The 24,508-nt window shown below is 42.2% G+C and carries 19 protein-coding genes and 1 tRNA gene; 5 read left to right on the top strand and 15 right to left on the bottom strand.

The window, feature by feature from the left end:
- Positions 1-61: 61 nt before the first annotated feature.
- The gene (locus IV50_RS06505; protein ID WP_057746823.1) at positions 62-934 is read left to right on the top strand and encodes a hypothetical protein; all 873 of its coding nucleotides are present in this window, start codon (positions 62-64) and stop codon (positions 932-934) included.
- A gap of 36 nt (positions 935-970) precedes the next feature.
- Here the strand turns inward: IV50_RS06505 and IV50_RS06510 are convergent, their stop codons facing one another.
- The 3 genes from IV50_RS06510 to IV50_RS06520 are packed head-to-tail and all read right to left on the bottom strand — an operon-like array spanning position 971 to position 9,287.
- Complete coding sequence (locus IV50_RS06510) at positions 971-1,933, bottom strand: NAD(P)-dependent oxidoreductase (RefSeq protein ID WP_057746826.1); 963 nt, start codon at positions 1,931-1,933, stop codon at positions 971-973.
- Positions 1,934-1,953: 20 nt separating this feature from the next.
- Positions 1,954-5,742, bottom strand: coding sequence for a helicase-exonuclease AddAB subunit AddA (addA, locus tag IV50_RS06515; RefSeq protein ID WP_057746829.1), 3,789 nt, complete (start codon positions 5,740-5,742; stop codon positions 1,954-1,956).
- Positions 5,742-9,287, bottom strand: a complete 3,546-nt coding sequence (locus IV50_RS06520) for a PD-(D/E)XK nuclease family protein (protein WP_057746832.1) — start codon at positions 9,285-9,287, stop codon at positions 5,742-5,744. Before IV50_RS06520 ends, addA begins: the two co-directional genes overlap by 1 nt.
- A gap of 247 nt (positions 9,288-9,534) precedes the next feature.
- On the opposite strand from IV50_RS06520, the gene IV50_RS06525 reads away from it, so the two are divergent.
- Complete coding sequence (locus tag IV50_RS06525; protein WP_057746835.1) at positions 9,535-10,392, top strand: agmatine deiminase family protein; 858 nt, start codon at positions 9,535-9,537, stop codon at positions 10,390-10,392.
- 38 nt (positions 10,393-10,430) lie between these two features.
- On the opposite strand, the gene IV50_RS06530 is transcribed toward IV50_RS06525, so the two are convergent.
- The 5 genes from IV50_RS06530 to IV50_RS08000 all read right to left on the bottom strand — a co-directional run bounded on the left by IV50_RS06530 (position 10,431) and on the right by IV50_RS08000 (position 14,601).
- A complete protein-coding gene (locus IV50_RS06530; protein ID WP_057746838.1) occupies positions 10,431-11,762 on the bottom strand; it encodes an APC family permease in 1,332 nt (443 codons plus the stop codon).
- Between the two features lie 240 nt (positions 11,763-12,002).
- The gene (locus tag IV50_RS06535) at positions 12,003-13,142 is read right to left on the bottom strand and encodes a trans-sulfuration enzyme family protein (protein WP_057746840.1); all 1,140 of its coding nucleotides are present in this window, start codon (positions 13,140-13,142) and stop codon (positions 12,003-12,005) included.
- Positions 13,143-13,201: 59 nt separating this feature from the next.
- On the bottom strand, positions 13,202-13,579 hold the full coding sequence (locus IV50_RS06540) for a PH domain-containing protein (protein WP_057746842.1): 378 nt from the start codon (positions 13,577-13,579) through the stop codon (positions 13,202-13,204).
- 93 nt (positions 13,580-13,672) lie between these two features.
- A complete protein-coding gene (locus IV50_RS06545) occupies positions 13,673-14,329 on the bottom strand; it encodes an alpha/beta hydrolase (RefSeq protein WP_236697705.1) in 657 nt (218 codons plus the stop codon).
- Positions 14,308-14,601, bottom strand: a complete 294-nt coding sequence (locus tag IV50_RS08000; RefSeq protein ID WP_236697706.1) for an alpha/beta hydrolase family protein — start codon at positions 14,599-14,601, stop codon at positions 14,308-14,310. Before IV50_RS08000 ends, IV50_RS06545 begins: the two co-directional genes overlap by 22 nt.
- A gap of 144 nt (positions 14,602-14,745) precedes the next feature.
- Here IV50_RS08000 and IV50_RS06550 point away from each other — a divergent pair, with 144 nt between their 5' ends.
- Positions 14,746-15,261 carry a TetR/AcrR family transcriptional regulator gene (locus tag IV50_RS06550; RefSeq protein WP_057746845.1) on the top strand — a complete coding sequence of 172 codons (516 nt, stop codon included), beginning with the start codon at positions 14,746-14,748 and terminating at the stop codon, positions 15,259-15,261.
- A 42-nt stretch (positions 15,262-15,303) separates the two neighbouring features.
- On the opposite strand, the gene arcA is transcribed toward IV50_RS06550, so the two are convergent.
- From arcA to IV50_RS06565, 3 genes are all read right to left on the bottom strand, one after another.
- Positions 15,304-16,545: an arginine deiminase gene (gene arcA / locus IV50_RS06555; protein ID WP_057746848.1), complete on the bottom strand. Its 1,242-nt coding sequence runs from the start codon at positions 16,543-16,545 to the stop codon at positions 15,304-15,306.
- A 310-nt stretch (positions 16,546-16,855) separates the two neighbouring features.
- Complete coding sequence (locus IV50_RS06560; RefSeq protein WP_057746851.1) at positions 16,856-19,177, bottom strand: collagen binding domain-containing protein; 2,322 nt, start codon at positions 19,175-19,177, stop codon at positions 16,856-16,858.
- The gene (locus IV50_RS06565) at positions 19,162-19,737 is read right to left on the bottom strand and encodes an Ig-like domain-containing protein (RefSeq protein WP_057746854.1); all 576 of its coding nucleotides are present in this window, start codon (positions 19,735-19,737) and stop codon (positions 19,162-19,164) included. Before IV50_RS06565 ends, IV50_RS06560 begins: the two co-directional genes overlap by 16 nt.
- A gap of 193 nt (positions 19,738-19,930) precedes the next feature.
- Between IV50_RS06565 and IV50_RS06570 the strand changes: the two genes are divergently transcribed.
- Together IV50_RS06570 and IV50_RS06575 are read left to right on the top strand one after the other, a co-directional pair.
- Positions 19,931-20,413, top strand: coding sequence for a dihydrofolate reductase family protein (locus tag IV50_RS06570; protein WP_057746857.1), 483 nt, complete (start codon positions 19,931-19,933; stop codon positions 20,411-20,413).
- Between the two features lie 55 nt (positions 20,414-20,468).
- Positions 20,469-20,789: a DUF7671 family protein gene (locus tag IV50_RS06575; protein ID WP_057746858.1), complete on the top strand. Its 321-nt coding sequence runs from the start codon at positions 20,469-20,471 to the stop codon at positions 20,787-20,789.
- 95 nt (positions 20,790-20,884) lie between these two features.
- On the opposite strand, the gene IV50_RS07940 is transcribed toward IV50_RS06575, so the two are convergent.
- The 4 genes from IV50_RS07940 to IV50_RS06590 all read right to left on the bottom strand — a co-directional run bounded on the left by IV50_RS07940 (position 20,885) and on the right by IV50_RS06590 (position 24,486).
- Positions 20,885-21,022: a hypothetical protein gene (locus tag IV50_RS07940; protein WP_169790321.1), complete on the bottom strand. Its 138-nt coding sequence runs from the start codon at positions 21,020-21,022 to the stop codon at positions 20,885-20,887.
- A gap of 260 nt (positions 21,023-21,282) precedes the next feature.
- Entirely contained in the window at positions 21,283-23,649 is a 2,367-nt protein-coding gene (locus IV50_RS06580) for an oligosaccharide flippase family protein (protein WP_057746860.1), read from the bottom strand.
- Between the two features lie 32 nt (positions 23,650-23,681).
- Positions 23,682-23,754, bottom strand: a tRNA-Arg gene (locus IV50_RS06585).
- Between the two features lie 102 nt (positions 23,755-23,856).
- Positions 23,857-24,486, bottom strand: a complete 630-nt coding sequence (locus tag IV50_RS06590; RefSeq protein WP_057746862.1) for an LURP-one-related family protein — start codon at positions 24,484-24,486, stop codon at positions 23,857-23,859.
- Positions 24,487-24,508: the final 22 nt, after the last annotated feature.

A 24,508-nucleotide genomic window follows, 5' to 3' on the forward strand; every position in this document is an offset into this window, starting at 1 on the left:
TTTGTATGACAAAATTAGTGTTATACTGTTCAATAACCAATTCCCAATAGGAGCGCAAATCATGTACAAAAATATTAAGTTGTATTCCGTTACCCTCACAGCTGTATTAGGTATCAGCATCGCAACAGTTGCCCATGCGGATGACACACAACAAACAGCCACCCAGCCACAAACTGAACAGGTCGACAAAGCACCCGTTACAGATACAGCCAATGCAACTCAGGTTTCAACAGCATCAGCGGACAAAACTGAACAAGCATCAGCGCTAACTGATAAGGGTACTGGCACAGCAACGTCCAAACCAGCTACCTCTGAAACTACAACCACTGACACGACAGTATCTACGCCAATTACAACTAATAAAACAAACGGACTTGTCTCAGAACCAACTAAATCTGAAACACCAACCCAACCCTCAGCTACCTCAACTGTGACGCCTAAAATTGAGCGAAGCACGACGGATGGGCAATGGCATGGTAAAACCATTAAAATGCTAAATGGTACAACGTGGTATTTTACTAATGGACGTGTTTTAGATGACAACGGTATTGTCGTTGCTTATGTCGGGAAAGATGGTACTCTTATCACTGATAACGGTGAACCCTTTGCTGAATTAGAAGGACAATACATCATTGATGGTTCAGGTACTAAGATCGGGAAATTATTTGAAAGTACAGTGGCACCTCGTTTCGAACAAGAAACGCCAAAAGCAGCAAACAAGCAGGCTAGTGCAACAGGTTCAAATGCAACGACCTCAACGCAACCTGCACCTGAAAAAAACAGTGCAACAGTCGCACCTTCAGTTACAAATCGCGCTGCTACGTTGCCAGATACTAGCTATGAAAAAAATCAATCAATCGTCAACATTGCCATATTGGCACTTGTTGCACTTAGCGTTGGCTTAGCCCAACACTTAATTAAATATCGTCACTAAAAAAAGATGACTCACAAATGTGAGTCATCTTTTTTGTTACTTCATACCATTAACAACATTTGTAGGCTGACCAGCTAAGGCAGCGCGCACATTGCTGACAGCTTCCTCAAAAATCGCCGTTTGTGCTTCAACAGTACCAGTTCCGGCATGCGGGGTCATCACCACATTGTTAAAACCAGTTAAAGCCATTGGCACTTCAGGTTCATTTTCGAAGACATCTAACCCAGCCCCTGCAATTTCATGTTGCTTGAGGGCATCCGCTAAATCACTTGTATTGACTAAAGCACCTCGGGCGACATTGATCAAAAAGGCTGAATTTTTCATTTGTTTAAAGACATCCGCATTAATGATATGCGTCGTTTCAGTCGTCGCTGGTGCATGCAATGAAAGTACATCCGCTTGTTGCACAAGCTCTTCAAACGTAACGTACTTCACGTTCGCTGCAGTCTCGGCTTCAGGTGCTAGTTGGTGCCGGTTATGATAAATCACATTCATCCCCAGCATCTGACCAAATTGGGCCATCGTTTTACCAATCCGGCCCATTCCGAAAATACCAAGCGTCTTGCCTTGCACACTCGTTGCATGGTTGGCCGGGTTTGTCATCGGCGTCCATTCACCAGCATGCATTTTATCATCGAGAGGCATGATATTACGCGTCACGTCTAACATCAATGCTAGCGCCATCTCGGCCGTTGGCACACGTACGCTTTCAGGCGTATTAGCAACAACAATCCCTTTTTCACGCGTGTAGTTCAAATCAATGTGGTCAAAACCAACACTGCAAGTCGCAATGACTTTCAAATCTTTACCAGCATCCACCAATTCTTGATCAACTTGGTAACCAAAGAAGACGAGCGCTTCCTGCCCCGGTAACGCTGCTAATAATTCGGCACGCGTATACGGATGATCTTTGGGATACGTCACCTCAAAGTCTTGTGAGAGTGTTTCAACAACAGCTGGCGTAAGTTCTCCAGTGAATAATACTTTTGGTTTTGTCATGTTCCTACGACCTCCCAGTCTTACTTTAGTTCTATGGTTTCTTGGGCATCAAATGAGTAAAGATAGCGTTTTGGATATGGCAAGCCTTGCGCAACCAGCGCTTGTGCATAGACATTAATTTGTCCACTGTAGCGCGCCGTGAGTACCTGCGCCGCTGACTCATTCTGCTTAATATGGTCAGTTTTGTAATCGAAGAGCCAAACGTCATCGCCAACCTTGAAATAACCATCAATAATTCCGTGGACCAAGACCTTTTCATCACCTTGGTAGTCACGGTATAAATTACTTGCATTCAACAACAATGAGAAGGGAACTTCCCGTTCCAAACTATCAGCATGCGCCACCATTGTTTGACCCAAGATGTTTGCATTAAAGAAACTTTCAATCCTTTGCAGATCAACACGCTTTGCCACATCAGCTTCAATCGATTCGTTTGCTACCAATTGATTTAATAGCGTTTGCAAATCTGCTAGTGTTGGTGCCCCGTGCGTTAAATCAACGCGTTGCATCACCATGTGTGTCGCCGTTCCAATGGCCGCCGGCGCTACTCGTTTGGTTTGGTGTTGCATAAACTCTGGTTCAGCTAATGACTCATTCACAAAACGTAACCCGACTTCATTTTGCGCTGAAAGACGCTCATCTTCAAGTACCCGTCCAGCACTTAAATCCGGATCTTCAAACAAACGCTTCAACTCTGAAACAGACTGATAAGCTGTGGCCCGAGTGGCACCTTCATAAGGATAAGTAAAATCAAGCACTTGATGCCAGTCTGTAATTGGTGTTGCAGAGCTATCGCGATCGCTAGCTTGTTCATTTTGCGCCACTACTTGCTTTGGCATTGCTGCTTCGGCAGTTTTTAAAGTCGTTTGGTTCATCAATTCAACATCAAAACCAAAGTCATTTTTAGCAGGCAATGGACTCGTTTCGGGCATATCGAACTCGGCGCCAACTGCTGCATAAGCTTTTTGTAACTTCTGATTTGCTTCAGGGTGGCGTAACAACGCCATCCCGGCTAAGTCCATGTATGAACTGGCACGTTCACGAATCCAAGTTGGTAACATCCAACTCGTACCTAATGCACTCAACTGCCACGTTTTATCCATGGTATCCAAGGTACGATACGTTCCAACCAAATATAAGTTCTGTTCGGCACGGGTCAATGCAACGTACAAGACACGCAACTGTTCCGCAAAGGCACCGGCTTTACGCGTTTCCTTTACAAATTCGCGTTGGGGCGTAGGTAGCATTAGATTGTGGTCAGCATCGACATAGTTGACCCCAACACCCGCTTTGGCATCCGCTAAAATGGGTCCCTTTGATTCATTAATTGAAACCATTTGGTGCGTACTGTTTAACACGAAAACAATCGGGAACTCAAGCCCCTTCGAATGGTGAATCGTCATCAGGCGAATCGTATCATCACTAACATTCGCATCCGCCGAACTCAAATCACGATCTTGCGATTGAAGCTCCAGAACGTACTGAATAAATTGGTACAACCCAACGAATGATGAGCGTTGGTAACTTGCTGCGCGTTCATACAAGGCGTGCAAGTTGGCTTGACGTTGCGCTCCCGAAGGTAAACCACCCACATAATCTAACCAACCTGTCCGGTTATAAATTTGCCAAATCAGGTCAACGATTTGATTCTGAGTTGCCAAACGCTTAAAGTCAGCCAAATCATCCGCAAAACGTTGCAACACGCGTTGAACTTTTGCGCGTTGAGCAGCATCATTTCCGGGGTATGGCAGCTCATCGCCGGCATTCAACCAGGTGGTCACTGCTTGATAGAAGTCATCCTGTTGATTTTGTAATCGGATTAATGCGAGATCATTTTCATTTAAGCCATACAAAGGTGAACGTAACACAGCGGCCAAAGGAATATCTTGATGCGGATTATCAATCACGCGAAGTAAACTTAACATCACCGAAATTTCAGTCGTTTGAAAGAAATTCTCCGTTCCTTCAATCGTAACTGGCAAGTCCAAGGCCCCAAAGACATCTAACACATCTAGATTTTGATTCTTGGTTGGCACCAAAATGGTCATATCTGAATAAGTTGGGCGGCGGGTCTTTCCAGCCTTTCGGTCAAAAATAACGTAGTCTGGGTCTTGCATAATTTGGCGGATTTTCAAGGCCATCAAGTGGATCTGTCCAGTTGCACCGTCATAACTTTCATCATTTTCCGAACTATTCGGCACTTCTTCTTCATCCGAACCAGCTTCATCTTCCTGCAAATACACCAGTAAATTGGCTTGCTTGGCAATGGCTTCAGGATAATAGTCGGCTCCAGCTACCAGTTCAGCTTCACCACTATAATCAACATCTCCTAATGCTTCATCCATCACTTGCGCAAAGATGTAATTAATAAAGTTGGTGACATTCGGTTGAGAACGGAAGTTTTCTTGGAGCGTAATCACTTCACTATCCTCGCGCATTGGATACGCCGTCAACTTTGAACCAAATAAGGTTGGATCTGCCTGACGGAATTTATAAATCGACTGCTTAATATCCCCCACTTGGAAGGTATTTTCCGGTCCAGCAATTCGACTCAAAATCGCTTCTTGTAGTTGGTTCGTATCTTGGTATTCATCGACCATGACTTCACGGTAGTGTTGCTGTAATTCATGGGCGACAGCATCTTGTTGCACAATTTCCAAGGCAAAGTGTTCCAAATCATTGAAATCGAGCACCTTGCGTCGGAGCTTCTCTTTCAAAAACGCCTCTTGGAATTGTTGTGTAAATTTAACCAACGTTGCCAAAGTCGTTCCAGCTCCATCCATGGCGGTCTGAATTCCTTGCGAATCCAAGGTAAAGTAAGCATGCTTCCAAGAATCAATCGCCTTTTGGCGATCTTGACGTTCCTTACTAATAGGCGCCCAGGCTTCTTTAACCTGTGAATCAGACTTAAAGCGTGGTGCCTTGCCCTTTTCATTTTTACCAAAGGTTTCAAATTGTAAGTTCAGTACCAGTTGGCGAATTTGATCAAACGATGCATCTGAGTTTTGCAACATCGCTTGCACGTCTTCCAGTTTCGCTGCATCATTCATTAAATTATGCAACCGATTTTCAGCCGCTTCTTCATCATTCGTGTCAGGTGCATGATTAACGGCATCTTGAGCTAATGTCACCAAGCCCTCCAAGGTTTGGACCATGCGCGGCTGCACCATTTGTTGATAAAACAGTGTTTGTGCATAATCGGCATTTGAGACATACGCATCTGTTAAACTCTCAAGCCACTCCGTTGTATCTGGACGTGCCATGGCAAAATTAAACAGCGTAAAAACAGCTTGTTGTAAGTCACCATCGTCCTGTGCGTTCGTTTTGAATTGTTGTACGAAATGCGTAAATGGATGTCCAGTTGCCGTCTCATCAGCTTCATATGCGTCATCCAATAACGTTTGATACACTTCTTGCTTAATGAGCGTATTCTCAGCATCATCTACCAATCTAAACTGCGGATCTAAGTTGATGGTGTAGTGGTATTGCTCAATCAAGCGCATCGCAAAGGCATGTAACGTTGAGATGCTAGCCACGTTAATTAAACGCAATTGCTTGAGCAGGTGTTGCTTATCGTCAGCTTCTGGAATTGCTTGGCGAATGGCCGCTTCCAGCCGTTCTTTCATTTCCGCCGCAGCAGCGTTGGTGAAAGTTACGATTAAGAATTCATCAATGTTTTCGCCAGCCAGCAAACGCTGTAAGACCCGTTCAACCAAGACGCGGGTCTTCCCTGAACCTGCTGACGCAGAAACTAGGATATTTTTATCTTTATGGGTAATGGCTGCTTGTTGTGATTCTGTAAACTGCATTACTGGTTATCCTCCTCTGTCGAATCAGGTTCCGTCATTTTACGATGCATTGCTTCAAGGGCGCCGTTCCGGTCACTTGGTAGTTGTGAAATATCATGATACTTGTTACCGAGCATGGCATCAAAGAACATCACGGGTAGGTAATCACTATGTTGCAACCCAGTCGCTTGTTTATCACGGAATGGCTGTAAAGGAAATGATCCTTGTAAGATACGTTCCGCAATGTGTTGAATCATATAACGATTGTAATCAATCAACGTGTTTAATTCATCATCCGAATAAGTTTCATGTCCACTCTTTAGCGCATCCCCCGACTTCTTATATTCAAAGCCATACAACTTCGGATCACCTTCTGGTGTGTCCAAAGCTGATAATAGTGCGTCATCCTGGCGCAAGACCCCTGTGTACTGTCCCCCTTGCTGCGCCTTTTCATCAGCATAGGCCAAAAGGGATGGATAATCAGGCAATAGTGGCTCTTTGTCTAACTTTAGCAATGGCGTTTGCGCATTGAAATAAGTTGCTCCGCCCACTTCAATTGCTTCAGCATCTGATAAGGCTTCCCAATACGTCATGAGTTGTAGTTCTAATCCTGATAAGGCCTTGGTAAAGTTGAAATCACGCTTACTTGATTTGTAATCAACAATCATCAAATAGTCCTTATCACCGGTCCGAACACGATCAAAACGATCAATTTTTCCATGGACAGTTACAGAACCTCCGGCAACATCATACTTAACGGGCTTAAGGCCTTGTTTACCAAGTCCAAAGCCAACTTCAGTCCGTTGCGTTTGAATCTTTTGATTATCAGGCTGACCGCGACGCATTTGTTCTAAGTCAGCAATCACTTGCTGCGTCAATAGTTTCGTTAAGAACCGCATCCGTGCCGAACTGTTGAAGATATCAAAGGTAATGTCACCTGCACTCAATAACTGATCCGCGTAGACTTGCACCTTTTGTGCGATTTCCGCATTAGTCAATTGTCCCAAAACCTTATTTTCTTGAATCAAGGCATTGAACACACCTTCAAAGAGCGCGTGCATATACGTTCCCTTTTCGGCTGGCGTCAAATCCATCACTTCACGGTCACGTAAACGCAACCCGTATTGTAAGAAGAACTCATAAGGATTACGGGCATAACTTTGAAGACGTGACACTGATGCCTTCAAATCAGTACCAAACAAATCAGTAACGAGAGCTGGTTGAATAGGTTGTGGTTCATTCACATACTTCAAACTCTTCATCAAACGTTGCGTTGGTTCTGGTAGTAACTGTGAGACTTGATTTTGCAAAGCTTGCCAATTCAGAGTCAGACCTACCTTTTGGTTCAAGGCAAAACGATTGACCATCACCAAATGCGCCAACGTGCTAGCAGGTGATCCTACAAATTGGTCAAGCTCAGTCAATTCAGGCGTTGGTAATGCCAAGAAATGTTGCGCCTTTAAATCGAATTGTTGGGTTAGACGGTTAATGTATGTTGAAGCTTCCTGTTCTTTATCTCCATCACTTGTCGCATATAACCAAACGAGGCGACGTTGCGTACTCATCATCGCACTGTACATTAGAAATGGCTCTTGTGCCATTTGTTGTTCAGCTGTCCCCTTCATTTGAACACCATCTGGCAAATAACTGGCTAATATGTCACGATCTTGATCATTCAAAATTGCCTTCGTTTTCACTGTGCCTGGTAAGTTCGTATTCGTGGCACCAAAGACAATCGTTGTGTCATAGTGCTCGCCCTGAACAATCCCACTTTCTGAAACCCGAACTTGATCCATCGTCGCCGGAATACCAGAGTAGTTAGCATTATCAAATCCAGCTTGTAACGCATCTTTAAGTTCAGATAAGGTCATTGTTTCAGCATCAAAGACTGTCACAAAGTCATCTAACACACCAATAAAGGTCCGCCAGACTTGTTCTGGCTGTTGCGCTAAATTCAAATCACCCCGTGCAATGGCTTCATCACGCCAAGCTAACAATTGTTGATCCACACGTTGGTCGAGTAAAAATTGATATAACGCCGTTGCCAATTCACGTGCATTTTGCACCTGTTCAATTTGTTTCAAAAACGGTACGACCGTTTGACTCATTTGTTGGTGCACCAATTCAATTTGTGCATCTTTTGCTTCGACACGTTCACGAACAACATCGTCGTCCATATCTAACGTTTGACGATCAAATTGCCATGGCGTTTGGTCTTGCCAACGCCAACCGGCCATATTTTTCGCTAACGCATAATTTTCCGTAAGTGCTAATGCTTCACGATAATCCGTTAACGAAACTGCTTCAGGACGGAGTAACTCTGTCTTCAGCAAGGTCATCACTCGATTTAACGTCAATCCATTCGACAAATCTAGTAATTGATTTAAAAAGGCGACAAACGGATGCTCGCCCATTGATAAATCGGCATCCATAAAAAATGGAATCTCAAAACGGCTAAAGACTGCTGGAATAATATTTTGATAGGGTCCTAAATCACGTGCTAATAGCAGGTAATCCCGGTAACGGTGCTCACCACGGGCGACCTCTTGGCGAATTTGACGTGCCATTTGTTCCACTTCTTGATACGGCGTATTCGCCTGCCAAACTTGCAGTTCATCTGATTGAATTGTTCCAGCGCCATCGTGTGTTTGCACCCCTGTACGTTCATAACTTTGCCAAAAATCTTCCACAGCATGCATGGTTTGACTAATTGGTCGTTCATTTAGAACTGGTTTGGCCTGTGCCGGTATCTGTTTCTGCTGGGCATAATCTAACAAATGTTGCCCCAAATGTTTTGCTGGTTGGAACAAATCGGGTTGTCCGGCGTTCAATTTTAGATTATCAGCCGGTAGCCCCAAAGTGACTTGTTGCGCATTAGCGATTAAGGCTTCAACTACCCCACGTTCCGCTTGTGTCATTTGCGCATATCGATTAATAAAAAATTGATGGTGGCTTAAATCAGCTTTATCTGTATTCAAATAAACCTTCAAAGCTAACAATAAATCACTATTCAGATATTGACCTCGCTCTGCTAAAATCGCATCTAATTGGTCCCCAATTAGGGTCAAATCATGCAATTTATACACCAGCGTCTGGGCATTTTTTAAATTACCTTGAATGGCTTCTAAATCATGTTGTTGTAAACCAGATTGGCGGAGTTCAAGCAATTGATCCGTAAATTGACTAACAAAACCAGGTTTGTTCAACATTGATTGGTAAAGTTGCAACTGGTCCTGATTTTGGCGCAACAAGCGTTGTACCAACATGACCATGGCATCCTTCGAGACATTCGCTGCGTGATAAAGCGGATCATCATTCATGTAATACCAAGCCAAACGACTCAATGAAAATACTTGGACACGTGGCACTGAAACGGCGTTTCCTTCGTGTCCCATTAACTTGGCTAAACGTTCTAAGACATCAATTTCACTTTCAAATTTAATATGATTCGGCACCACATAAAAAAGTTGGGCCTGTGGATCATTTTCAAGAGTTGTTTGCATCTGTTCGAGCAGTTCAAGTTCATGGTCTTTGCTTGCTGGACCAACTAATATATCTAATGCCATTCTTTTCCCTCACTTAAAATTTATCTAACTCCATTCTATCAAAGATCGTGCTGGGACACTTAGCTTTAAGTTAAAATAATCAACCTTGTCAAGCATCAAAATTCGTGATGAGACCGGCTTATATTTTTTTATATAAATATATATATAACACCCATGGTATGGTATTGACTAGAGGACGTCAGACATGAAAAACATAAGCCTTATTTTAATAACCATTTATCTCATTCTAATTGGAGGAACTACTACTATGCACACAGCCATTCAAACGCCAGGAACCATCTACACCGGGTTACCTGATCAAAATGATTCATACTATCAACCCCAACAAGCAGCTCTGAAAAAATTGAGTCAGCAACTTGCACCAAAATCACATCAACGCCTTGTCTATGGTGATGTTTGGTTACGCGATATCGCGCCAATTGTCACCAACGCAAAGATGGTAAAATTCAAATATGAACCCGATTATCTGGATACAAAATTTAATGACATCATTAATACACGTTTTGCAAAGTGGCTTGAACATCAACATTTCGATTTGAGTTATTCTGACATTCGCTTAGATGGTGGTAATTTTGTTTACAATGATGCTGATACCGCGATTCTTACTGACCGTGTTTTATATGATAATCCTAGCTACTCACAAGAACGTCTCGTTAAAACGTTACAGGAAGAATTGGGACTCAAGCAAATTATCTTAATTGATGAAGAACCTGGGGATGTGATGGGGCATGCCGATGGGATGCTTTTTTTCATCAAGCCAAAGACTTTATTCGTTGGTGACTTTGAAGGTGTTGATCACGTCAAAAAACAGATTAAGCAGGCTGATCCAAGCATTAACTTTATTAATTTACCTTCCGCTTACACAGAAAAAGGTCAGTTTGACCGTGACATCCCCTCTGCCAAAGGCTTGTACACAAATATGCTAACGACCGAAACACAAATTCTGGTACCACAATATGCCTTACCTGAAGACGAAGCCGTTCTAAAGCAAGTACGTACGCACACCACCAAACAAGTGATTCCCGTTCCAGTAGATGACATCGCAACAATGGGCGGCTCAGTCCATTGTCTAACTTGGTATTTGCCACAACGGTTAAAACCATAAAAAAACGCTAACTCAGTCATTGAGTCAGCGCTTTTGATTTACTTTGCAATATGATTTTTGTGACGGTAGTAATAATAAACTGGCAATCCCAACCCAACCAACACAAGTGAAATTAACACGCCACTGAAGTCAGTTACAAATGTTGAGCCTAATACGAAGAACGCTCCACCAATTGCAACTAATGGTGTAATCGGATATAGCGGTGTCTTGAACAAAGTCTCTGCGTTACGACCACGGTCACGACGACGTAGAATAAAGATACCAAAGAATGCTGCGGTATAGAAAATCCAAATTGTGAAGATTGCAATATCTGATAGGCGATCCGCTGAATCAGTAAAGACAGCAATCGCAATTGTCATAGCTGCAACAGTTGCAATGGCATTAATTGGTTCTTGCGTATGCTTGTTCAGACGTGACAAGTACTTAGGGAACAAACCATCCTTTGCCATAGCGTAAGCCATACGAGGGAATGAAATCATTTTTCCATTCAAAGTTCCCCACATTGAAATGATAATCGTAACACTCAAGGCACGTCCACCAAAGTCACCAAAAGCCTTGGTAGCCATGGCAAAAGTTGTATTATTTTGTAAATGTACAATTTCAGTTGCTGGTAATGTGCGGTATGTTGCATATGTCACACCCACGTAGGCTAATACAATTGTCGTAATACCAAGAATAATGGCACGTGGCATATCACGGTGTGGGTTCTTCAACTCTCCGGCAATATTTCCCAAAAGAATCCAACCATCATAAGCAAACAAAGTCGCCAAAATTGCCATTCCAAGCCCACCGTGTGCACTTGAACTAACTTGTGCAACCGTTTGACCTAGTGCATCGACTTTACCAAAGAATAGTCCGTAAACGACCAATACAATGATTGGCAACATCTTAATTGAGGTTGTAATCACTTGGAAAGCTGAAGTAATTCGGTTTTCCAACATATTTAGTGCCATCACGAACAACACATATACAACGGTAATCCAACGTGCTGTTGAAATATCCCAACCCAAGAAGTTAGCTGTCAAATATGCTGCATAGCCACCGATTGAAGCAATTACGGCTGGTGCATACACAACCACTTGCATCCAACCAGTCAAAAATCCGGCAGTCGGTCCATATAAGTCCTCAATATAACTGAATAATCCACCCGTCTTTGGTAAACGATTGGCAACTTCGGCAATCGTCAAACCAGCGGCTAAGGTAATCACCCCACCCGCAATCCAGGCAACCAATCCCATCGTTGTGCTACCTGCTTGTTGTAGCACACCTGCTTGCTTAAAAAATACTCCTGATCCGATAACTGTCCCAATCACTAATGAAAGACCAGACAGCAATCCCATCGAACGTTTCAGTTCAACTTGCTTTTCCATTTTCCCAGCTCCCTTTTTGCAAAAAAAATCACCCAACCTCGCAGAGATTGGGTGAAAGTTACTTACACTTTTAGTGCCGCACTGAAGTGGCCCAATCATACGAAATGTTTGAGTGTAAAACATTATTATTATTATTTACAACAAATAATCGCATGATCATTGAGCTCCCTAAATTTTGGCGTTACGTAATATTAGCACAAGTTTATTTTAAAATGCAAATGGTTTTTAAAAATTGAGAAATTAAAGTGCATCCAATCCTTGGGCCAAATCATCTTTTAAATCAGCCAAGTTTTCAACACCAACTGAAACGCGGACTAATTCATCCTTGATACCATTTTCCAAACGAATCTCGCGTGGAATTGAGGCATGCGTCATCACCGCTGGCACTTCAATCAATGACTCAACGCCACCCAATGATTCCGCCAATTGGAATACGTTAAGATTTTCAACAAACTGCTTTGTATCTAACCCTTCTTGCAATTCAATAGACATCATCCCACCAAATCCACGCATTTGGCGCTTTGCGATTTCATAATCTGGTGTTCCTGGCAAACCAGGGTAATAAACCTTTTGAATTTTTTCATGATCATTCAACCATGTTGCTAAGGCCAAAGCATTTTCATTATGACGTTCAACACGAAGCGCCAATGTCTTCAATGACCGTTGTACCAAGAATGATTCTTGTGGTGACAAAACAGCGCCAACAGAAAGTTGAATCATCTTAATCTGATCAGCCAAAGTTTCATCCGATGTCACAACAAAACCTGAAACCGTATCAGAGTGACCACCTAAATATTTTGTTCCTGAAGCTAATACTACATCAGCGCCTAAATCAAGTGGTGTTTGATTGTATGGTGAGGCAAATGTATTATCAACAACGGCAATCGCATCGTGCGCGTGTGCCACACTAGCCGCTTGTTCAATGTCGGTCACGTGTAACAATGGATTTGATGGCGTTTCCAAATACACCATCTTGGTGTTGTCTTGCATAGCTGCTTCAATTGCAGCGCTATCAGCAGTATCAACCGCTGTATATGTGACACCTAGGTCAGCTAAAACTGAGTTAACGAGACGGAATGTACCACCATACACGTCATTTCCCATGACCAAATGATCGCCGGCATGCAAAACTGACATAACGGCATGGATAGCCGCCATTCCAGATGAAAAAGCAAAACCATACTTACCATTTTCCAAAGCGGCCATCACTGATTCGACCGCAAAACGGGTAGGATTTTCGCCACGCGTATACTCATATTCAGCATTACCACCAAGCTCTTGTTGGTGATAAGTTGAAGTTTGATAAATTGGAGGGACAACCGCCCCTGTTGCCGGATCCTCTTGGATTCCGCCATGGATAACCTTGGTTTCAAAATTCATCGTTATGCCTTCTTTCATTAACTTATTATTTGTAACTAACTATAACATACTGCCCCAGCTTACAAAACCTTTTCAGCTAATGTCTTTTGGACATGCGTCAGCGTCTCACCTGCTTTAAATTGCAAAATTTCTGAAGGTTCAACTTGACCTGAAATCCAGATTTTTAGTTCACCATCTAAGTCAAAGTGTCCCGCTGTTTCCGTGGCAAACTTTGAAATTGAACGGTAGCTGATTGATTTGTACGCAATCTTTTTGGCAGTCATCCCCTGCTTATCGACTAAGATGAGACGTTTATTCGTAAAGATCACCAAATCGCGCACTAATTTATAGGCATGTTCAATTTCTTCCTCTGGAATCAAAAGCGGGTCAATTTCGCTTTTAACCTCACGTGTGCTAATTTGTGTTGAATTGCCCATCATGCCACTAAGTAATCCCATTTATACATACCTCATTTCATTTTCTTTAAGCATACCAAGCTCAGCTCATTTAGAACATAAAAAAATCACTCAAAATTGAGTGATTTAATGTCATTATAGATTTTCATTGAAGAAAGTCGTTAACTTAGCCACCGCTGGCTCAACTGCTTTAGGTTGATCATACAAATCGTAGTGTGAAATACCTGGTAATACCGTTAATTCCTTGTTCTTAGAAGCAGCCTTATTATAAATTTCATATCCGAAACGATATGATCCGAAACTACCGGGCTTATCACCTACAATAATTTCCAAAGGTTGCGTTAATAATTTTTCAGCTAAATTAGCTGGGTCATAGTTCAACAAAAGTGCTAAACTCGTAAAGCGTAACTTATTTGGTGAAAATTCATCAGCACCACGCGATGTCTTATAGTAATCAACTGCCTCAACAATATCAAGATCATTAATCCCTGCCGCTTCACGTTCTTCTTGGCTGTTTGTAATCCACTGAGTCATCATTGGTTCTGCCCCAGTTGCTTCAGCTGTACGTTGCGCTGCGACTTGTTCCAAAGTTGCAATCAATTGATCATCTGGACCAAATGCTTCACGATATGCAGCTCCAGCAGATGCTCCAGCTGCTGTTCCAACAGCCTTAATACGCTTATCTGTTTTCGCAGCATTAATTGTGTAACCACCACCGGCACAGATTCCCATTGCACCGATACGGTCGTTATCTACGAATGGTAGGGTATCTAGGTAATCAATGGCGTACATGATATCATTAGTACGACTAGCTGGATCTTCGATGTAACGTGGCTCACCTTCGCTTTGACCTTGGTAGCTGCATCATATGCTAAAGTTAGAAAACCATTTTCAGCTAACTTCGTAGCATAAATACTTGAGGTTTGATTCATATCCGCACTCGTTGGGTGTGTTACCACAATTGCCGGGTGCGCAATTGACTTATCAAAATTTTCAGGGAAGAACAAACGTCCTGCTAAATTAAAGTGACGGGCCTTAAGTGTAATCTCTTCTGTGTTAATCATAATATTTATATTCTCGCTTTCTTTATTTCCTTTATCTATGTTTATTAGTATAGGAAGAAAGCATTGAGACTTACACAACACTTCACGTCAATCTGTTACTTAAGTAACACGAGCAATGGCATTGTTACCGAATGGAGGATTTTTATGGATAAACGTGGACGCAAAACACTTAAAAATATTGAGAATGCCTTTAATGCACTCCTTTTGGAGAAAACATTTGATGACATTACCGTAACTGATATCTGTCATGAGGCCGATATTTCACGAAAAACTTTCTATACTTATTATGATGATAAGTTTGAACTCATTGACCAATTAGCCAGCAGCTCCTTAAATGAACTGGATCAACTGAGTCACGGTGATCCTAACATGACGAATCAAGAGCGTATCTACACTTGGTTAACGTATATTCAAGCCCATCAACGCCTGTTTTATATTCTCTTTACCAATGAAAGTTCGTACTCTTTCCGCTTAAAATTCACGCAATACTTGTTAGAAAGTCTCAGCAAACATGGTGCCTTTCCAATTAATGATACCAACCTACAATTTTATGCACATGGCGCCCTTGGCGTTGTTGAAGGCTTTGTGAATGGGGCTATCAAAAGTGACATCTCAACCATCGCTTCAAACCTACAAACACTTATTCCAATCAAAGCCTAAAAAGACCCTACACACGTTCTAGTGCAGGGTCTTTTTTATTATTTAGTTTAATTCATCGCGCCACAACGGCTGAGACATGCAGCGAGCACCACCACGTCCACGTGACAGCTCACTTGATTTAATCTCATGGACAGTAATCCCATGCTCACGCATCAATTGAATCGAAATATAATTACGATCATAAGTCACCACTTCACCTGGCGCAATTGCCAAATTATTGGAACCATCGTTCCATTGTTCACGGGCTGCGTTAATTGGATCGCCATTCCCCGTTTCAATCAAATCCAAATCATCCAAGTTCAGCACTTCCAACAATGTCCGTTTCAAGTTATCACGGTGCTCCAAAACCACTTCTCCCTGATTATTGGCCCGCAATAAATTAATATTCATCTTACCAGCATCATCCATAATACCTGGGAAAACGGTGAACTGATCCGTGTTCACCATCGTAAACACCGTATCTAAATGCATCATGGCATGATTATGTGGAATTTCGACCGCCATAATTGTATCAATTTGGCTATCTGGGCTAGCAAATAAATGCTCAGCAAGCGTCTGAACGGCCTTACTTGATGTTCGTTGTGAAATACCAATAGCTAGCGTATGTTCATTTAGGACTAACTCATCCCCACCCTCAATGCGGTTATCCTGATTGCGATCTAACCAAATCGGCACACGTTGAGAAAATCGTGGATGATGTGCCATCACAAATTCTGTAATCAATGACTCCGGTTGACGTGCTGCATAAGTCATATGATTAATGGTCATTCCATTACCAGTTGAAGCTTGGGGATCGCGTGTAAAGTACGCATTAGGAAGTGGGTCCATTAAAAATGGATCTTCCGCCGCTGTACCAGCAACTTCATCCAGACTCGTATGCTTCAAATCCAAAGCATCCCGCCGAATTCCAGCATAAATGGTTTGGACCAGATCCTTAACCGAAAGCGTTTGAAGATATTTCTGCATTTCTTGTGCAACTGTTCCTGTCGTATAGTGGTGTTCCTCCAAATATCGTTTAATGAATGCTATACGCGTGTCAGCTGACTGCAAACACTCAGCTAACAATTGCTCAATGTAAACAACCTCTGCCCCGCGTTCCCGAAGCAAGTCGGCAAACGCGTCATGTTCGGCTTGTGCATTTTTCAAAAACGGAATGTCATCAAAAAGTAAGCGTTCCATCGTATCAGGCGTAATATTTTCAATTTCCGCCCCTGGCCGATGCAGTAAAACTTCACGTAAGGTACCGATTTCTGAATTAACCTGAATTGCAGGCTGCTTAATCATAGTACATTCTCCATTCTTCTAATTGAACGATCACGAGCCACTTTTTAATCTTAGTTACATCTACATTATATAAAGTAATGGTAGCGCATACAAATGACACTTAGTCATTCCAAATTTTACGTGCTATCGGCGTCTCATAAAAATACATCTGTTACGCACGAACATATGATTCAGCCATGAAAAAATTCATAAACATTCATAAATCGCACAAAGTATGTAGGTGATGTAACTTAACCTAACAATTTTAGGTTCCCTATCTCTAGGGAAATTGTACAAAAAAAGGCAGCCCTTTCAGACTACCTTTTTTAAGTTACTTCTTCGAATAATACACACCTAATCCACTGATGATGAACAACATCATACCTAACAAGGTAACTAACATATGATTAGCGTATCCTGTAGCAGGAAGCTTTGCATCATAAGTCTTATGCTTCATTGCATGATCAGGCACATTAAACTTCGGATCTTTTTCAAAGTTAACGCGAGCGGGCATTTCGTTCTCTAAATCACTTACTTCAGGTTGCGTTTTTTCAACTGTTTCCGGTGCGTCCTTTGGTTCTTCAATTACTGTTAGTTGAACTGCTTCTTCCAACTTTGGTGTCTCAAACTCTGTTACCGTTTCATCTTTGGGAACCGTTACTTCTGGAACACGGAGTTCCGGTTGTGTTACTTCCACTGTTTCCGGCGTGTCCTTTGGTTCTTCGATTACTGTTGGTTGAACTGGTTCTTCCAACTTTGGTGTCTCTAATTCAGAAACTGTTTTGTCTTCAGGAACCGTCATTTCTGGAATATGGAGTTCCGGTTGCGTTACTTCCACCGTTTCCGGCGTGCCTTTTGGTTCTTCTGTCACCTTTGGTTGAACTGCTTCTTCCAACTTTGGCGTTTCAAATTCAGAAACGGTTTCTTCTTCTGGCGTCGTTGTTTCTGGCGCATGCACTTCTGGTTGGGTCACTTCTGCTTTTTCAGTTGTCTGTGTTGGTTCTTCCTTCACCTTTGATTGAACTGGTTCTTCCAACTTTGGTGTGTTAAGTTCAGGAACAGTTTCTTCTTCTGGCGTCGTTGTTTCTGGCGCATGCACTTCTGGTTGGGTCACTTCTGCTTTTTCAGTTGTCTGTGTTGGTTCTTCGGTAATTGTTGGTTGAACAGGCTCTTCCAACTTTGGTGTCTCAAATTCCGTTACTGTTTCGTCTTCTGGCGTTGTTGATTCTGACGCGTGCACTTCCGGTTGCGTTACTTCTGCTTTTTCAGTTGTCTGTGTTGGTTCTTCCGTCACCTTTGATTGAACTGGTTCTTCCAACTTTGGTGTGTCAAGTTCAGGAACAGTTTCTTCTTCTGGCGTCGTTGATTCTGACGCATGCACTTCTGACTGTGTGACTTCCACCTTTTCAGTTGTCTGTGTCAGTTCTTCTGTCACCTTTAGTTGAACTGCTTCTTCCAACTTTGTTGTCTCAAATTCCGTTACTGTTTCGTCTTCTGGCGTCGTTGTTTCTGGCGCATGCACTTCTGGTTGGGTCACTTCTGCTTTTTCAGTTGTCTGTGTTAGTTCTTCCGTCACCTTTGATTGAACAGGCTCTTCCAAGTTTGGGGTATCAAATTCCGTTACTGTTTCGTCTTCTGGCGTCGTTGTTTCTGGCGCATGCACTTCTGGTTGGGTCACTTCTGCTTTTTCAGTTGTCTGTGTTAGTTCTTCCGTCACCTTTGATTGAACAGGCTCTTCCAACTTTGGTGTCTCAAATTCCGTTACTGTTTCTTCTTCTGGCGTTGTTGATTCTGATGCATGCACTTCTGGTTGTGTGACTTCCGCCTTTTCAGTTGTCTGTGTTGGTTCTTCCGTCACCGTTGGTTGAACTGCCTCTTCCAACTTTGGTGTTTCAAACTCTGCCACCATTTCATCTTCTGGCACTGTACTTTCTGACGCATGCACTTCTGGTTGGCTCACTGCCACCTTTTCAGTCACACGATTTGGTTCTTCCGTCACCGTTGGTTGAACTGCCTCTTCCAACTTTGGCGTTTCAAACTCTGCTACCGTTTCATCTTCTGGCATCGTTGATTCTGATGCATGCACTTCTGGTTGGTTCACTACCACCTTTTCAGTCACACGATTTGGCTCTTCACTGGTCGTTACTTGCACTGGTGTAATCGGAGTAAAATCAGGCAATGCGGTGGTCGTCTCATCATCTTGGTTTAAAGTATGTTCTTCTGCATGCTGAATTTCAAAACGATCGCCATCAGCTTCACCATTAACAAACAAATTTTGTACTGTCGCTACACCTTGATCACCTGACTTAGGTCCATAAACCGGCGCATATTTAATTTCATAATGATTCTTAAGTTCCTTCATGCGCAGTCCCAAATCGGTCATTTGCGTTGTATAGCTCACAGTGAATGAAGCAAACCGAGCTTTTGCGCGATTGAAAACCATGCTGAATGTCTGTCCAGCGCCCTTTGTTAATTGACCATATCCTTGAGAGATGAAGTCAGCTAATGCCAATTCACGTCGTCCAAGATAATCATCGATTAAAATTCGGAAACTATCCAAATTCAAAGTCTGACCTAAGCCAGATTTATCATCAATCACAATATCCTCACCTAAATCAGCTTTATTCAAATTCACATTCAGAAACCAGCGCACTTGATTAGCGGCACCAAGCTGGTCACCAACCTTATAGAAAACGGGAGCTGCCGTGCCCCCTGATTCCCAGATGTTTGTTCCCCACGGACTGTCATTTCAACCGGTGCTAATGTCGTTCCAAAATTCGTCACAATTGGTACATCTTCACGTTGACGCGTTCTTTTAGTTTCAATACCAAAATTAAAGCTGCCTCGTACACGTCGCATATCGGAAACCGTTTCATTAAAGGTCACCACTGTCCGATCGGCATAAATGGCTACTTCACCCAAATCCCCTAACTTAACTCGACGTGGAGCACCATCACGTTCACCCAAGCCTTTTAATTCTGCTGGCATTGCTAATGTAATCGTATCCCCCGGTTGGATGCGCTGATGCATTTTTGAACTAAATTGAACACTTACTGTCGTTTGTTGTCCTTGTGCTAATTGTGTGTTAGCAACTTTCATGTCATCAAGTACACCTGACTGCGATAATTCATGCGCACTAGCCTGGCCCCCAAACCACACTAGTCCACTCAAAACCACTAACAGGCAAATTATTCCCCGTCGTAAAATATTCATATTTTCCCCTCAATCCGCTTTCTCATTTCTACCCGTTAAAACCCTTTTTTATCGGTTCACATAATTTGCCATATTTTTCTAATAATGTCAATCATTATTTAATCGAATTCTTTTTTTCATATCTAATAGGCATAACCGTTATTTTTGCTTATAATGAATTTAATAATACAAATCAAAGAAAGCAGGTGTGCGCATGCCTCGCAAGGTCATATTTTATGGCGCCATCAGTTTGGATGGTTACCTCGCTGACACTCATGATAATTTAGATTGGCTTTTAAACACTGATACCGGTGACGCCACCAGTTATCCTGAATTCATTAGCACAGTTGATACGACGATTTCAGGTAAAAACACTTATCTGACGACATTAGATTTGTTAGATGGCGCAGCCTACTACCCTGACCAAACTAATTATGTTTTCTCACACACCCTTACAACGGATGATGAAAATATTCATATTATTGCTGATGAACAGCCCACAACTTTAGTCGAAAAACTTAAGCAACAAGCGGGTGAGAACATATGGATTATTGGTGGTGGGGCAATCCTGTCTGCTTTAATTTCGGAACATCTGCTTGATGAAATACGAATTCAAGTTGCTCCGATCTTACTTGGGACAGGAAAACGTTTATTTGAAACCTTTCCAGTCACACAGCTCGAATTGACTAGTACGTAACGCTTTGGTGAACTGGTTGAATTGAACTACACTATTAAATCTTAAAGGAGGCAACATGGCAGATAAATATCCGACAATCGAATTAGTTGGCGTTGTACTTGAGCAAACCAACAGCGGGCAATACGTGCCTAAAGAAGCAACATTATCGATCGCAGACTTCCACAGCTGGCGCATCGGGAAACACACTAAAGGCAAGCTCGCCCAACCTGGTCAAATTTTCTTAACAGAGAACAACCAACTTGTCGGGCTCGTTGCAACGAAGCCCTTAGCTTTCAAAAACCGTCATGAGATTACGCCCATGGGTCGCTTTCTCAAAGAAAAATTAGATCCAACTTTGACGGAACAACTTATTCAACAATGGCAAGCCTTGGTATAACACCTAGGCTTTTTTTGCACAAAAAAAGCACCTAGCATAAATGCTAGATACTTGATGTGACAATGTATAACTACATCATCTGAATTTAAATCAAATTACTTTGATTCCAATTCGGCTGTACCCTTGGCCCATTGTTGAATGTTAACCACTTCAGCATTACGGCGAACTTTCTTCGCGTCCTTACCTACTGGTCGACGGCTGGCCCATGAGTTATATGGTGACTTAACTGCCATAGTTCATTTCCTCCGTTTAATGTTATCGATAACTGTATTATTGTATCTAATTTAACCTAGAAGGTCAAATATTTTTCAATACGGCTGATGTTTTAACCTATCAAAACTGTATATTCAACCATTTCTGTGGATAACTTATAACTTTTCACACAACATATCCACCAAATACAATGAGTTTTCCACAAAAATATCGAATTATCCACAAGTTTTCCACAAAAAAACGCCGAAAAGATTTTTCGACGTTTTTTATTTTTTTATGTTTAGAATGGCAATTTATCAGCTAAACGCTTAACCCGTGGGCCTAATACCTCTTCACCAATACTAGTTTTAAGCGCGGCAATCCCATAGATAGCAGCACCCAAACCACCAGCAATAATAACAATGAACAATTGTGATAATTTACCACTTGGCATCACAGCACTTAGTCCACTTGAAACAAGTGAAGCAACAACATACATAATCAAACTCCAGAATAGGATTGTGATTAATGAGTAGTTAAAGCGACGCCAATCAATGTTAAATTCACGCGTAAGGCGACGAATTGCAAAGACTAGACCAACCGCAAAGGCCAATAGCGTAGAGACAAGAGGTCCCATACCATCAAAGAGCATAATCGCAGGAAATTGAAGCACTAATTTTACCACTAAGATCACTACTAACATTTTAACAGTGTAACGGAGTTGGCTCAATCCCTGATAGATGGCCAAGACAACCATATATAGCCCTAAAACAATCGCTGTGAAACTAGCATATTGTAGTACTAAAGTTCCATTGTGTGCGTCGTTGGCTGTATAGAACAACAAATATAATGGACGCGCAATTGCAGCCATACCCAATGCAGCTGGAATCAAAATGAATGACAAAAGTTTGAAAGCATATTGAATTTGATGGCTAATATTTTCACGCGAACCAATCTCACGCGCACGCGCAAGCATTGGTAACGTCGTTTCAGCCATTCCAACCGCCAAAGAGACGACTAACATAACCAATTTATTCGAATTAACCGCAAATTGTGCGAACATATTTGTAATAGCTAAGTTTGAAAAATCAGTAAAGCGTTTCATGATATTGCCAAAAGTATATTGATCAATCAATTGCAAAATTGCAATGGCTGACCCAGCCAGAATAACTGGAATTGATTGACGCACCATTTTACCAATCAAACTCATCGTATCAATTGGTTCAGCTGGAACTTGGTTAGCAGCTTCTTCAGCAAAGAAGCGACGCTTGCGAATCATGGCAATAATCAACACCACAATTCCAGCTAAGGCACCCCAGAAAGCAGCGAATGTTGATTGTACAGTCGCATCAACCCAATTACCATGATGACCAATCATAATCCAATAAGTCATCCCCAACATGTACGCAACTCGGATAACTTGTTCAACAAATTGTGATAAGGCTGAGGGGCCCATAAATTCGAATCCCTGCATATAACCACGCATCATTGCCAAGGCTGGAATAATCAACACAGCTGGCGCTAGTGATCGAATTACTCGAGCAACATGCGGATCACCTTGTCCAAGTGGGGTAGCAAAGATGAAAATGGCCCCACCAGCAATAATCCCCATGATACCACCCAATAACAGTGATTGCTTGAAGACTTGCTGCACACGTGCAAAATGTTTCTGAGAAGCATACTCAGCAACTAGACGTGCTAAAACATTTGGTAATCCAGCAGTGGCAACCATTAAGGCCAAACTGTAAATTTGATATCCTTGTCCATACACCGCATTTGCTTGGTTAGCGTAGGTATAACCCAGCATTGCCATCCATGGAATAACATATAAGGCCCCCAACAGACGCGATGCTAAGCTGCCCGCTGTCATCCAAAATGAACCGCGCAGCATGCGCGAAGATGTATCTGCATCTTCTTCAGCTTCGGTAACTGCGCCTTCAGGTTGTAGTAGCTCAACCCCTTCTGGCAACTTCTCTTCTGCTTCAGTTTGCTCGGTCTCTTTTTCTGAAACAACATCTGATTCAGTATTCTGAACCGGCACAACTGTTGTGGCCCCTAGACCACCCGCTTGGTCAACGAAATTTGCTCCCGCATAATACGTAGGCGGTTCTGGTTCCGTAAATTGCGGCTCAATAAATGCATCTTCGTCATCATTTAAAGGTTCCGGCTTAATTTCCTCAAACGTTTCAATTTCGGCAGCAACTACATCTGATTCCTCTGTCGTTTCCGGAGAAACTTCGACCGTTTCAGACGCTGCCTTACTCAGTGTCACATCATCTTTCGGTGCCACTTCCGGTGTTTCATCGACTACTTCTGAATCACCTTGAAACGGATCACCCATTTCGTGAATCTCAAATCCATCATGATCATTTATAATTTCTGTATCATCTTTAACCTCAATTTTTTGAGGCGGGTCAGCTTCTGTCACGGTATTCTCGGGTACTACCCCATCCATTGGCAACGTTGATTCATTATTTTCGTCTTCTTTTGCCTCAGGCACTTTAGCATCTTCTGTCATAATATCCTCTGGCGTGTTGTCAGACTGATTATCACGTTCCGCAAAAATCTCATCCACTGTCTTTTCACCACTCATGAGTGCTTGTAACTCATCCATAGTAAGGTGACCGCGAAATGGATCATCGTTCTGTTCATTTTTATCGTCAGCCATACGTCATACCGTCTCCTTTCAACTGTCCTAAATGACGCTACACAGACTCGAACTGTGATCTAAGACTTAGGAGGTCCTTGTTCTATCCTGTTGAACTATAGCGTCATAATTGTGATTTGTAGAATTGGCTAATCTAACCCACACTACAATCAACAATTATACTAAATTTTTCACAAAATGTAGACCGCTTTACGCATAATCATCCATTTATTTTTTCTTGTCCGCGTGGCTAACCGCTTGATGGACCAATGTTACGATAATCGCTTGTTCAGCTGGCACCTTTGAGTTGTGCAAATGCTTCAAATAAACTGTGTCGCGTACCACGTGTACTGAGTTACGTCCTTGCCACACAACTTGACCACCCGACTTAATATCGTAGGTATGATGTAAAATATTTTTCCAATTATTTTGCGTCGATTTCCCAATTTGTTTGCCATTTGAATCATATAGACGGTAATTTTTGGTAAAAAATTGCCAAAACGGTGCTTTCATTTTTCCAGCAAACTGGTGGTTTTTGTCGTAAAAGCTACCTTGACGCACTAAACTAAAACTCCAACGACGTCGTTGTTGACGCTCCGAATAGATGACCTTACCTGAATTATCATGGATGGAAATCGTATCACCAAACGGATGAAAAAAATCACCTGTCACATACCCAACTTTTTCGCCATCTAATTTAATATCATAATTCTTATGCTTAAATGATAAGTTTTCACGCAGCTCAATCGTTTGATTCGGACGATTAAGGTCCGCTGTTAAATCAGCTGATGCTGGCTTAGGCATGAGAAAAAGCGACAGCCCCAAACTGATAAGCACCATAAACTTTTTAATGGGCATTCCAGTTCTCCTATCGGTATAA

This window comes from Weissella viridescens (genome assembly GCF_001437355.1).
In the GTDB taxonomy this organism is placed as follows: domain Bacteria; phylum Bacillota; class Bacilli; order Lactobacillales; family Lactobacillaceae; genus Weissella; species Weissella viridescens.

Excerpts from the sequence above, each read along its gene's own strand:
- IV50_RS06505 (WP_057746823.1), top strand. The coding sequence starts at position 62 with ATGTACAAAAATATTAAGTTGTATTCCGTTACCCTCACAGCTGTATTA.
- IV50_RS06510 (WP_057746826.1), bottom strand. The coding sequence starts at position 1,933 with ATGACAAAACCAAAAGTATTATTCACTGGAGAACTTACGCCAGCTGTT.
- addA (WP_057746829.1), bottom strand. The coding sequence starts at position 5,742 with ATGCAGTTTACAGAATCACAACAAGCAGCCATTACCCATAAAGATAAA.
- IV50_RS06520 (WP_057746832.1), bottom strand. The coding sequence starts at position 9,287 with ATGGCATTAGATATATTAGTTGGTCCAGCAAGCAAAGACCATGAACTT.
- IV50_RS06525 (WP_057746835.1), top strand. The coding sequence starts at position 9,535 with ATGCACACAGCCATTCAAACGCCAGGAACCATCTACACCGGGTTACCT.
- IV50_RS06530 (WP_057746838.1), bottom strand. The coding sequence starts at position 11,762 with ATGGAAAAGCAAGTTGAACTGAAACGTTCGATGGGATTGCTGTCTGGT.
- IV50_RS06535 (WP_057746840.1), bottom strand. The coding sequence starts at position 13,142 with ATGAATTTTGAAACCAAGGTTATCCATGGCGGAATCCAAGAGGATCCG.
- IV50_RS06540 (WP_057746842.1), bottom strand. The coding sequence starts at position 13,579 with ATGGGATTACTTAGTGGCATGATGGGCAATTCAACACAAATTAGCACA.
- IV50_RS06545 (WP_236697705.1), bottom strand. The coding sequence starts at position 14,329 with ATGTACGCCATTGATTACCTAGATACCCTACCATTCGTAGATAACGAC.
- IV50_RS08000 (WP_236697706.1), bottom strand. The coding sequence starts at position 14,601 with ATGATTAACACAGAAGAGATTACACTTAAGGCCCGTCACTTTAATTTA.
- IV50_RS06550 (WP_057746845.1), top strand. The coding sequence starts at position 14,746 with ATGGATAAACGTGGACGCAAAACACTTAAAAATATTGAGAATGCCTTT.
- arcA (WP_057746848.1), bottom strand. The coding sequence starts at position 16,545 with ATGATTAAGCAGCCTGCAATTCAGGTTAATTCAGAAATCGGTACCTTA.
- IV50_RS06565 (WP_057746854.1), bottom strand. The coding sequence starts at position 19,737 with ATGAATATTTTACGACGGGGAATAATTTGCCTGTTAGTGGTTTTGAGT.
- IV50_RS06570 (WP_057746857.1), top strand. The coding sequence starts at position 19,931 with ATGCCTCGCAAGGTCATATTTTATGGCGCCATCAGTTTGGATGGTTAC.
- IV50_RS06575 (WP_057746858.1), top strand. The coding sequence starts at position 20,469 with ATGGCAGATAAATATCCGACAATCGAATTAGTTGGCGTTGTACTTGAG.
- IV50_RS07940 (WP_169790321.1), bottom strand. The coding sequence starts at position 21,022 with ATGGCAGTTAAGTCACCATATAACTCATGGGCCAGCCGTCGACCAGTA.
- IV50_RS06580 (WP_057746860.1), bottom strand. The coding sequence starts at position 23,649 with ATGGCTGACGATAAAAATGAACAGAACGATGATCCATTTCGCGGTCAC.
- IV50_RS06590 (WP_057746862.1), bottom strand. The coding sequence starts at position 24,486 with ATGCCCATTAAAAAGTTTATGGTGCTTATCAGTTTGGGGCTGTCGCTT.